Annotated in this window: 11 protein-coding genes; 3 read left to right on the forward strand and 8 right to left on the reverse strand. The window is 47.8% G+C overall.

Annotated features, from left to right (window positions below):
- The 7 genes from WBA89_RS02450 to WBA89_RS02480 all read right to left on the reverse strand — a co-directional run.
- On the reverse strand, nucleotides 1-1,790 hold a 1,790-nt coding region (locus tag WBA89_RS02450), incomplete at its 3' end, for a protein kinase domain-containing protein (protein WP_424403754.1).
- A 259-nt stretch (nucleotides 1,791-2,049) separates the two neighbouring features.
- Nucleotides 2,050-2,496, reverse strand: coding sequence for an SRPBCC family protein (locus WBA89_RS02455; RefSeq protein WP_424403756.1), 447 nt, complete (start codon nucleotides 2,494-2,496; stop codon nucleotides 2,050-2,052).
- A 369-nt stretch (nucleotides 2,497-2,865) separates the two neighbouring features.
- Nucleotides 2,866-4,302: a 9,9'-di-cis-zeta-carotene desaturase gene (gene zds, locus WBA89_RS02460; RefSeq protein ID WP_424403758.1), complete on the reverse strand. Its 1,437-nt coding sequence runs from the start codon at nucleotides 4,300-4,302 to the stop codon at nucleotides 2,866-2,868.
- A 63-nt stretch (nucleotides 4,303-4,365) separates the two neighbouring features.
- Nucleotides 4,366-4,749 carry a type II toxin-antitoxin system PemK/MazF family toxin gene (locus WBA89_RS02465; RefSeq protein WP_424403760.1) on the reverse strand — a complete coding sequence of 128 codons (384 nt, stop codon included), beginning with the start codon at nucleotides 4,747-4,749 and terminating at the stop codon, nucleotides 4,366-4,368.
- Complete coding sequence (locus tag WBA89_RS02470) at nucleotides 4,728-4,982, reverse strand: hypothetical protein (protein ID WP_424403762.1); 255 nt, start codon at nucleotides 4,980-4,982, stop codon at nucleotides 4,728-4,730. Before WBA89_RS02470 ends, WBA89_RS02465 begins: the two co-directional genes overlap by 22 nt.
- 151 nt (nucleotides 4,983-5,133) lie before the next feature.
- Nucleotides 5,134-6,777 carry a DUF6930 domain-containing protein gene (locus tag WBA89_RS02475; protein WP_424403764.1) on the reverse strand — a complete coding sequence of 548 codons (1,644 nt, stop codon included), beginning with the start codon at nucleotides 6,775-6,777 and terminating at the stop codon, nucleotides 5,134-5,136.
- A gap of 202 nt (nucleotides 6,778-6,979) precedes the next feature.
- Nucleotides 6,980-7,165 (reverse strand): hypothetical protein, encoded by a 186-nt coding sequence (locus WBA89_RS02480; RefSeq protein WP_424403766.1) that lies wholly within the window; start codon nucleotides 7,163-7,165, stop codon nucleotides 6,980-6,982.
- Nucleotides 7,166-7,247: 82 nt separating this feature from the next.
- Here WBA89_RS02480 and WBA89_RS02485 point away from each other — a divergent pair, with 82 nt between their 5' ends.
- From WBA89_RS02485 to WBA89_RS02495, 3 genes are all read left to right on the forward strand, one after another.
- Nucleotides 7,248-7,601 carry a HesB/IscA family protein gene (locus WBA89_RS02485; protein WP_194064533.1) on the forward strand — a complete coding sequence of 118 codons (354 nt, stop codon included), beginning with the start codon at nucleotides 7,248-7,250 and terminating at the stop codon, nucleotides 7,599-7,601.
- A 93-nt stretch (nucleotides 7,602-7,694) separates the two neighbouring features.
- Nucleotides 7,695-8,111, forward strand: coding sequence for a tetratricopeptide repeat protein (locus tag WBA89_RS02490; protein ID WP_424403768.1), 417 nt, complete (start codon nucleotides 7,695-7,697; stop codon nucleotides 8,109-8,111).
- Nucleotides 8,112-8,308: 197 nt separating this feature from the next.
- On the forward strand, nucleotides 8,309-8,506 hold the full coding sequence (locus WBA89_RS02495) for a hypothetical protein (RefSeq protein WP_194064534.1): 198 nt from the start codon (nucleotides 8,309-8,311) through the stop codon (nucleotides 8,504-8,506).
- A gap of 478 nt (nucleotides 8,507-8,984) precedes the next feature.
- Here the strand turns inward: WBA89_RS02495 and WBA89_RS02500 are convergent.
- The coding region (locus WBA89_RS02500) for a DUF3352 domain-containing protein (RefSeq protein WP_424403771.1) at nucleotides 8,985-9,886 on the reverse strand (902 nt) is incomplete at its 5' end.

Below are 9,886 nucleotides of genomic sequence, written 5' to 3' on the forward strand. Positions count from 1 at the left end.
CCCCCCCTTACCAAGGGGGGGCTGGGGGGGATAGATCCTTCTGCAACTCCCCCCCTTACCAAGGGGGGGCTGGGGGGGATAGATCCTTCTCCAACTCCCCCCCTTACCAAGGGGGGGCTGGGGGGGGTCTGACCGGCAAAGGAGCTGGTGGGAGTCGCAGCAAAAACGATCGCCCGCACCCAATCTCCGTGCTCGGCGAGAGTACAGATCGATCGACCGCTTTGCCAATCCCACAACTGCACAGTCTTGTCCCGACTCCCACTCGCCAAAAACTCCCCGCCAGGACTAAAAGCCACCGCCTCCACCCCGCCAGCGTGACCGCTTAAAGCCGACATCGGCCTTCCCTTATTCAAATTCCACAACTGCACAGTTTTGTCCCGACTCCCACTAGCCAAAACCTGACCGTCCCGACTGAACGCCACAGCAGAAACCCTGTCAGAATGACCAGTCAAAGCGTACCACCACTTACCCTTATTCAAATCCCAAATATGAATCATTTTGTCCCGGCCGCCGCTAGCCAAAATCTGGCCGTCAGGACTAAACGCCACACAAGTCACCCACTCAGAATGACCCGTCAGAGTGTACCACCGCTTACCCGCGTCCAACTTCCAAATCTCGATCGTCTTGTCCTCGCTCCCGCTAGCTAAAGTCGCCCCATCGGGACTGAAAGCTACCGAAGTGACAGCATTGGAATGCCCTACCAGAGTATGAACGCACCTCCAAGTAGGCGCGCGTGCGGGAACAACCCGCTGCATCGGCGGCACAGGTATGGTAGTGCCTGCAACCGTTGGCGGCACTGGATTCTGCACCGCAGCCGTCCTCTGCGGCACGGAAATTTTAGGCGCTGCTGCGGGCGGTGTCCCCGTGCGTGTCCCCGCTGACTGCTGCGGCTGCAAATCTTTCAATACCTCAGCTACAGATTTGTAGCGGCGACTGAGACTCGGTTCGATCGTTTTGTCGAGGATGCGGCTTAATTTCGGATCGATTTGAACCTTCAAAAAGTCTCGCCAAACCCAAGCATCCTGATTGATATCAAACAAATCAAAAGGAGATATTTGAGTCAGCAAATAAATGCAAGTTACTCCCAAACTGTACAAATCGCTGGCATAAACCGCTTGACCTCGAATTTGTTCCGGCGCGACAAATTCCGGCGAACCGATGACTGTACCTGTTTCTTTCAAACCCTCCACAACTTTTGCCGCGCCAAAATCAACTAAAACCAATTCCCCGGTTAGTGTTGGGTAAGTATAAGCAATGGGAGTTTGAGAAATGCGGCGGCGGATAATATTGGGCGGTTTAATATCTCGGTGAATTACACTGCGATCGTGCACGAACTGCAATACTGGCAATAAATCCTTCAGCAAACTGAGAATTTGACTTTCGCTGAACGGCCCAGTCCGCGCTAATTCTTGCTGTAAATTCTCACCTTCTATAAATTCCTGCACCAAATACTGATAGCGTTCCTGCTGAAAGTGCGCCAGCAGTTCGGGAATTTGCGGGTGTTTCCCCAACTCGTCCAGCCGCACCGCTTCTCGGTTGAATAATTCTGCTGCTTTCTGGGCGCTGCTGGTTCCTTGGGATAAGGGGAAAAACTGTTTGATTGCACAGCGCGGTTTCGAGGGTTTGTCTTCGTCTACTGCTAAAAAAGTGCGACCGAATCCGCCGCGCCCTAGGGGTTTGATGGCGCGGTAACGCTGTCTCAGCAGCAGTTTTGAGCCGCAACTCAGGCAATATTGGGTGCGATCGGCATTTTGCGGGTTTTGACAGGCGGGGTTTAGGCAATAACTCATAACTGAACCGAGAAGCAATCAGCAGCACATCTCTATGATACTGAGGCAAAAGGGCGATCGACTCTCGCCCTGCAAATATAGTCTTGGACGCACGGGCGACTAGAAACCGGGTTTTTAACCAAAATATTTGCTTACAACTTTCAATCTCGGTTCAAAAACCCGGTTTCTTTGTTCGGGCGCATAAGTCCTAAATTAGAAATTAAAGGACTGAAGTCCTTACTACAAACTGGTTCGCAGTCATCACTTCAGTCCTGAGAATTCAAGATGTCGCTTTCACTTTCAGAGCATACTCTTTAAACCTTTCCAAGTCAGCCTGAATTGTTGATTCAACCACGCGGCCGAGAAATAGGTTATCCATCAATTTTCCCAGCCAGCCGGGAATTCCGTAAGCCACTGTCAGCTTGACAATGCTGCTGTTTTTGCGATCGTAAAACCGCACCGCACCGCGATTGGGCAAACCGTCTACCGATTCCCACTGAATGATCTGATTCGGCACTAATTTTAGAATTCGAGAAAGCCAGGTAAATTCTAACCCGCCAGTTGCGAGTTTCCAGCGAGACAATTCTGGATTTTCTTCGAGGACGCGAACAGAGTCTATCCACTTCATCCAGCGCGGCATTTGCTCTAAATCCGACCAAAGTTCCCACGCTAATTCGATAGGAATTGCCACTTCTACTTGTACGCTGTGCTCTAACCAATCTGTCATGGGATTTTAGATTTTAGATTTTAGATTTTAGATTTCTCGTTACTAGGCTCTGCCTGGTAACGCATTTCTAGAGGCTCTGCCTCGCATTTCCTGTCAAAATACTGGAGGCAGAGCCTCCTGATAGGCATTCCCAGGCACAGCCTGGGAACGAGAGAAACGAGAGAATCTGTCATGGGATTTTAGATTTTAGATTTTAGATTTCTCGTTCTCGTTACTAGGCTCTGCCTGGTAACGCATTTCTAGAGGCTCTGCCTCGCATTTCCTGTCAAAATACTGGAGGCAGAGCCTCCTGATAGGCATTCCCAGGCACAGCCTGGGAACGAGAGACTGCTGACTAATGACTGATGACTAATGACTAATGACTGCTGACTAATGACCGTAAACTTCGAGAATTACCTTAGCGGCTTGATGCCCGGAAAGTGTTGCACCTTCCATGCTATCAATGTAGTCTTGCTGAGTGTAACTTCCTGCTAAAAAGAAATTAGCCACAGGAGTTTTTTGAGCTGGGCGGTAAACATCCATTCCCGGTGCTTCGCGATACAAAGATTGAGCCAATTTAACCACGCTGTACCAAGTCATGTTTAATTCCCGTGCTGAGGGAAATAAATCCTGAACTTGCTTGAGTACGTGTTGGGCGATCGCCTCATTGCTTTGTTTGATAAACGGATCGCCCGGTGTCAGCACCAATTGCAACAGAGAACCTTGTCCTTCTTTATAGTAATCCTTGGGACTTGTCAGCGCCAAATCTGCAAAACAAGAAAAATCTGCATCTGCTGAATATAGCAAATTATCAATTCCTACAGCGCGGCTCAACTGTTTGCGCTGCGCTTCATCTTCCAGTTCCGTTACCCAACCGTCGAACCGCAATTGTACTGTAGCAACCGGCACCGCATCCAATTTGTAAATGTTGTCAAATTCCGACCATTTGCGCCAAGCTGGCGGCAGTATTTTTTGAATCCCCGGCACGTCTAAGGCGAAAACGTAGGCATCGGCGGTGATATTTTCTTCTGTTTCGCCGTTCGCTACTACCAGGCCTGTGACGCGCGTTTCTGCTGCTTCTTGAAACTGAATTTCTCGGACTCTGCGCCTGGTATGAATTTTGGTTCCTTTGCTTTCCAAATATTCCACAATTGGTTTGTGCAAATATTCGCTGGGAGAACCGGCCAGCATCCGCATGACGGAGGCTTCAGTTTTTGATGCAAACAATTGGAAGATTGTCAACATACACCGGGCAGAAATATTTTCGGTGTCGATAAAACCTAGTGCGTAGGCGATCGGATTCCACATTCTTTTGAGGGAGTTTTGGTTGCCGCCTTGACCGCGAAACCAGTCAGCAAAGCTAATTTTATCCAAATCGCGGATAGTTTTCATTGCTCCGTCAAAGTCGATCAAACCTCGGACGATGGGGCTAGTTCCCAGGGCGATCGCATTTTGAATTTTGTCCTGTACCGATAGTTGGGATGTAGTGAAAAATGCCTTTAAACCGTGAAACGGAGCACCCACCGGAAAGCGAAAATCTAAACAACCTGTTTCACCGCCTCGATTGATAAAAGTGTGCGCGTGTTCTTTGACGAGCAAATCGTCAAAAGCTCCTACTTTTTTCATCAGAGCAAATAAGTTATAATAGCAGCCGAAGAAGACGTGCAAACCCATTTCCACGTGATTGCCGTCGGGATCTACCCAACTGCCGACTTTGCCCCCGACAAAGGGGCGCGATTCAAAAATTTCTACTTCGTGGCCAGCATCCACTAAATCTACTGCTGTGGTCATTCCAGCCAGTCCCGCACCTGCGATCGCAACCCGCATTTTACAATTCCTTATCCAGTATTTTTACAGATTGTAACAAATTTTAGAATATCCGAAATATTATTAAAGTTCGTAAATGCCGATCGACACTTGTACCGCCCTCTGAATTCTTGCCAAACACACAGCACTAATTTGACCGTAAGGGCCTTGTTCTAGGAATGTCTGTCGCAAAGCAGAAACGTTTTCGCATACAGCTAGAGAATCAGCTTGCAATCCTCCCTCACCCGCCGGAATCAAGACACGAGTAGGATTTTCTAATCCTGCAAGATTACTTGTGAAAGGAACAACAATGACTGAATCGGTAAACTCGTTGCGGATATCGGGAGAAACCACAACTACAGGTCTTTTTTTTGTATCTCCTAACTGACGCAAAGAAGAAAGAAAGGTAAATCTCACCTTGGCGGGGATAAGTGTTCGCTGTTGAGTTAGAGTCCATCGCTGCTCCATGTTTCTTCTATCTGTTCCTCTACCAAATTAAACCACTCTTTTTCATCCTCAATATCTTCTTGGCTGCGGTTGAGATAAAACTTCCGCAACTTATCTTCGATTTGCTTAGCGTACCAGAGACGGAGAGCCTGCTCGATCGCCTCCGTCCAATTGTCAGTCAACTGGTCTATTTTATCCGCGAATTCAGCATCAAGGGCGACTAACACTTCTCGCTTTTGAGTAGAATTTGACACAATCATTCTCCTTGCTCATTCAAATTTTAAAAAAATGACTGCTAACTGTTGACTGGTGAATAATATTATTGGTTGTTAGTTATTGGTTATTAGCAGCATCACACGAGTAACAAATAACAAATAACAAATAACTAACAACTAACAACTAACTTTAAAACATCGGCATCAACTCGAGCGGCCCAATTCCCAAATCTTTAGCAGACACCCAGCGCACCTCAAACAAAGCGATCATATCCTTAAACTGAGGCTGACCGCGAGAAGCACCCATCAACCCTTTAGCAATCACCAAACCGCACCAACCGTTCGTTAATTGACAGCGGCGCTCCCACTTTTGACGAGCTTCCTGATGCACCGGATCGTTTTCATTAAACTCGCCAAACAAATATAAATCTCCATTTTGAGCTTGCAAAATACCTAAATCGTACTGCTCCTCTTGAAAAGGATCTTCGCCGGGATTAAAGCAAATTGCCTTCACCCCTCCAGCTTCTTTCAAATCCTGAATCATAGTTTTCGCCTTCGGATGCGAAGTCTGGATCATCACCACAGGCAAACCGTCTCCGGCAGTATTAATATCAATTTCTGCACTTTGGTGAAATTGGACACTTGCGCGCAGAAACTCTACTGTTTGCCAAGGTACCGCGCCGAGACTCAAAAATGAATTTGGCGGCACCAAATCGTCCCGCAACAGCGGCATTTCAAATTCATCATCATCGCCATCGCCGTCACCGTCGAGCATATCTAACAATTCGACGGACACATCAGGCATTGTCGAAACTTTAACGGATACCTGCTGAATTTCTCCGTCAGACTGCGGAACGGGGATGCGGTAGCGACTGCTGAGAGTGGGAAATGTATCTGCTCCCAATTTCCGGCGGCCGTTGCGGAAAAAGCGGTGAAAGGCTTCGAGAGCAACTAACATCGTGAGAGCTTCTTCTTCGTAAAGAATCGATCGCAATCCTTCTAAAGGATGCAAATTGCCAAAATTCGGTTCAATTTCCGATGGAGGCAAATCGGCTAAATCAATTTCGTCGTCTTCGTCATCTTCATCAAAATCGCCAGCACTTTCAAAGGTGAGAAACAAACAGTCCTGTCCTAAAAAAGCCTGTTCTAAATCTTCAAAAGATTCATCGTTGACGACTCGCTCTCGAAACCGCTTCAAGGATTCTAGAGAACGGTACAGCAAAACTCCGTAATCCATTCTGCCTTGTCCCAATACAGACACGTAGAGGCTGGCAACATCCCACTGATTGATTTCAATAGATATAATTTGGTGTTCCCTCAAAGTCCGCCACGGAGCATCGTGCCAAATTTGAGCTGCTTTTTCCATGAGAACTTCGGCGTACTGAGGGGGTAACTCAGGAGGTCTGTTGATCGCCACTTCTTCCATGCCCCGAAATATTTCGTCAATTAGGGGCAATTCCGGTACGTAGTCAATCGAAATGTCTAAATCTTGAAGTACGCCCCGCAGGTAAAATTGAATTTCTCGATTTTTGACTACTATTTTTTGGGGGCGGACTGCGGGAGCCGGACTTTGGGGATGTTCGATTGCCCGCAGCAGAGCCCGGACGATCGCCTCCGGGCCGGCATCTGGCCCTACCACGTCCATAGCCCTCACGACGCCTTCAGAGCCGTCCACCCAGAGAATGCACTCGCCACCAGCTTCCGGATCGTTGTCGTCCTCTAGCATCATGTGCGAGTCAGCATTAGATAAGGGTCGGCGGTCGCCCTCCCACACGCTGGGAATTTGAGGTAAGTTTTGTAACCGACGAAGAGTAGAGCGATTCAGCGCTGCCATAGAGTAAGCCCGTTGGGTGAAGCATTGTTGCGGTGCCGGTAGCCGGTCAACCGCTGCTTCTCAATCATAAACCCTATGGGGGGAGAGGACATCAAGCTGTTGACAGGAAAGCAGTAGTCAGTAGTCATTAGTCATTAGTCAGTAGTCATTAGTCATTAGTCATCAGTCAATAGCTTTCCTGTCAACCGTCAACCGTCAACCGTCAACTGCCAACAGCCAACAGCCAACTGCCAACAGCCAACAGCCAACAGCCAACTGCCAACTGCCAACTGCCAACAGCCAACAGCCAACTGCCAACAGCCAACAGCCAACTGCCAACAGCCAACTGCCAACAGCCAACTGCCAACAGCCAACAGCCAACAGCCAACTGCCAACAGCCAACTGCCAACCGACTACTGACAGATTCCTTGTACAATGGAGGGATAAGATTAAACTCTTAGCGTTGCACAGTCTCAGGAGTTCGGCAAATTATGACTCAAGCCATTTCACAAAAGCGGGGCATTCAAATGACGGACTCTGCTGTCCGTCAAGTTTTAGCTCTTCGAGAAAAACAAGGTACAGACCTCTGCTTGCGGGTAGGGGTGCGCCAGGGCGGCTGTTCTGGTATGTCTTACGTGATGGACTTCGCAGATCCGAGCACTGTGAAAGCCGACGATGATGTGTTCGACTACGAGGGTTTTCAGGTAGTTTGCGATCGCAAAAGCATTCTTTATCTCTACGGCTTGGTGCTCGACTTCAGCGATGCCATGATCGGGGGCGGCTTTAAGTTTACCAACCCCAACGCTGCTCAGACTTGCGGCTGCGGCAGTTCTTTTTCTACCTAAACTTAAAATAGGGCGTGGCACCGAAAGTTATTAATTGTGCCATGCCCTGTTTTATCCAACATTCCCAATCTCATATTCTCAATCTCAAATCGCATGACTCCAGAAGAATTGTTTAAAGAAGGTTTCGATCGCTACCAAGCTGGCGAAGCCCCTGCCAATCTGATCCCCCTGTTCAAAGAAGTGTGCGAAAAAGCTCCCAAAAATGGCAATGCCTGGGCTAGCCTCTCGTGGCTGTACCTCTTGGAAAATAAACCCACATCTGCTCAAAAGGCAGCCAAAACAGCCGTTAAATTGAACCCTCACGACCCGCAAGCTCGCATCAACCTGGCAGTCGCGATCCTCGACCTCAAAGAAAAAGGAGTGCGCCCCCACGTAGAAGTCGCTCAGCAACTGCTGATGGCTTCCGAAGAGTTGCTGGACGAAGTGAAAAAAAATTTTGAAGAAGGATTGAGCAGAAAACCCGACTGGAAGAGTCTCACCCGTGTCAAGCAGTGGCTTTTAGAGCCGTAACTGCCTAGAAAAGCCGATTTTTGAGCGGGGATCGAGGAAATAGGGCGGGAAATTTATTACGATTTCGTAATAAATCAATAAATAACTTTATGGAAAGTTCAGAAATGCAGTGTTAGTATTTTAAAACTTAGACGATCGACAAACCGGTTCAGCGGTTTTGAGACTTGACTACAATAAATACTAGGAGTTGTAACGACATGAGCAATGACAGCCACGTTAACATCAAACCTGCCACCCGCAACCACAAAGGTTTCTTTATTCAGCCAGCTTCTTACAAGTTGATGAGCATCGATAAATCCGGCTGGGCATTGATTTGTGTGGACAAAGCAGTTTGTCATTATGTAGATCCCGATGACTTGCAATTGCCGAATAAGTCGGGAATGTCTGAAGGTTAATCTAGAAGTTTTGAGAGACATTAAAATGCTTTATTTGAGTAGCTGCCCTCCCTGGAGAGGCAGCAACTTTTTTTTGAGAAGTTATTAGTTATTAGTTATTGGTTATTGGTTATTGGTTATTGGTTATTGGTTATTGGTTATTAGTTATTGGTTATTAGTTATTGGTTATTGGTTATTGGTTGTTGGTTATTAGTTATTAGTCAGTAGGGGCGGTGGATGGTGCGGGCCCGCCCTCCTGCCGTCATTAGTCATTAGTCATCAGGAAGAGGGAAAAAGGAAGAAGGAACAAGGAAGAGGGAAGAAGTTGTGTACGGGATGTAACGGATCGAAATAAGTTGGACAACGGATTCTGTAACGGATTTAATGGATAGAAAAATTACCAATTACCAATTACCAATTACCAATTACCAATTCCCAATTCCCGATTCCCGATTCCCGATTCCCGATTCCCGATTCCCGATTCCCGATTCCCGATCGCCTAATTGTGATATTTTAAGGCAAACAGCATTTCAAGCTGAGCAGTTGTCGGTTCTGTCGAAGTTGTCGCTACGCTAACTCCTCGGAGAGAATTGAGCAAATCAGCCACTGGTGGCGAAACTAAATTGGGCTGTACTGCGAGTAAATAACGGTTGGCCCAAGACATAGTTTTTTCCATATCTATGTAAAAGTAACCTTGGTTGGCTGGCGGTAAAGAAGTGGCGATCGCCTGAAAACTCGGACTGCTGCTTAGCGGTTGCGGTGGCGCTGTCGTGATGACATCAATTAAAGGGCCGCCGAAAGCGACAAACACAGAATTTTCATTCAGCCAACCGTGGCCGAATAAAGTACCTTGCTGCGGTATTTGCCACTCTGTGACTTGTTTTCCCTGCACTTGTCTGGAGGCGACACTGACTGTGGGATTGCTTTTGGCGATCGCATCGAGTTTTTCGAGGGTGGCTTCCGCTGCGGGGCGATCGCTAGTTTCAAAAATCATCGCCGCCCCCATCCCCAACTGAGACAAAATACCTCGATCCGAACCGATCGCCCCGATCGCAAATTCCCCATTCATCCACCCAAAAACATCGCGATCCGCATCCAAATCCAACCGCTTAAAACTATCGCGAACCTGCTGAATACCCCGATCGACTTCCGGGCTATCTTTTGCCTCTGCCGCCTGCGACCAAATTTTATCCAGTCCCTTACCGCCTACTAAAGCAATAGTTTCGCCGGGAAATCTCGACAACAATTTCGACGGGGATTGCAAATTTTGCTGCATTAATTTAGGGTCTAGCTGAGCGATGGTTTTTACCCTCAATCCCGAACTGTCCGCCCCTATTCCCGCAACCAAAGACTTGACTTGTTTGAACTGCTGCATCACGGTCAAAAGCGGTTGCAAATCAT

The sequence above is a fragment of the Microcoleus sp. genome, from assembly GCF_049646505.1.
GTDB lineage: Bacteria > Cyanobacteriota > Cyanobacteriia > Cyanobacteriales > Microcoleaceae > Microcoleus.

Bases quoted from the DNA above. Each gene is read 5' to 3' on its own strand.
- WBA89_RS02455 (WP_424403756.1), bottom strand. From the start codon at position 2,496: ATGACAGATTGGTTAGAGCACAGCGTACAAGTAGAAGTGGCAATTCCT.
- zds (WP_424403758.1), bottom strand. From the start codon at position 4,302: ATGCGGGTTGCGATCGCAGGTGCGGGACTGGCTGGAATGACCACAGCA.
- WBA89_RS02465 (WP_424403760.1), bottom strand. From the start codon at position 4,749: ATGGAGCAGCGATGGACTCTAACTCAACAGCGAACACTTATCCCCGCC.
- WBA89_RS02475 (WP_424403764.1), bottom strand. From the start codon at position 6,777: ATGGCAGCGCTGAATCGCTCTACTCTTCGTCGGTTACAAAACTTACCT.
- WBA89_RS02485 (WP_194064533.1), top strand. From the start codon at position 7,248: ATGACTCAAGCCATTTCACAAAAGCGGGGCATTCAAATGACGGACTCT.
- WBA89_RS02490 (WP_424403768.1), top strand. From the start codon at position 7,695: ATGACTCCAGAAGAATTGTTTAAAGAAGGTTTCGATCGCTACCAAGCT.
- WBA89_RS02495 (WP_194064534.1), top strand. From the start codon at position 8,309: ATGAGCAATGACAGCCACGTTAACATCAAACCTGCCACCCGCAACCAC.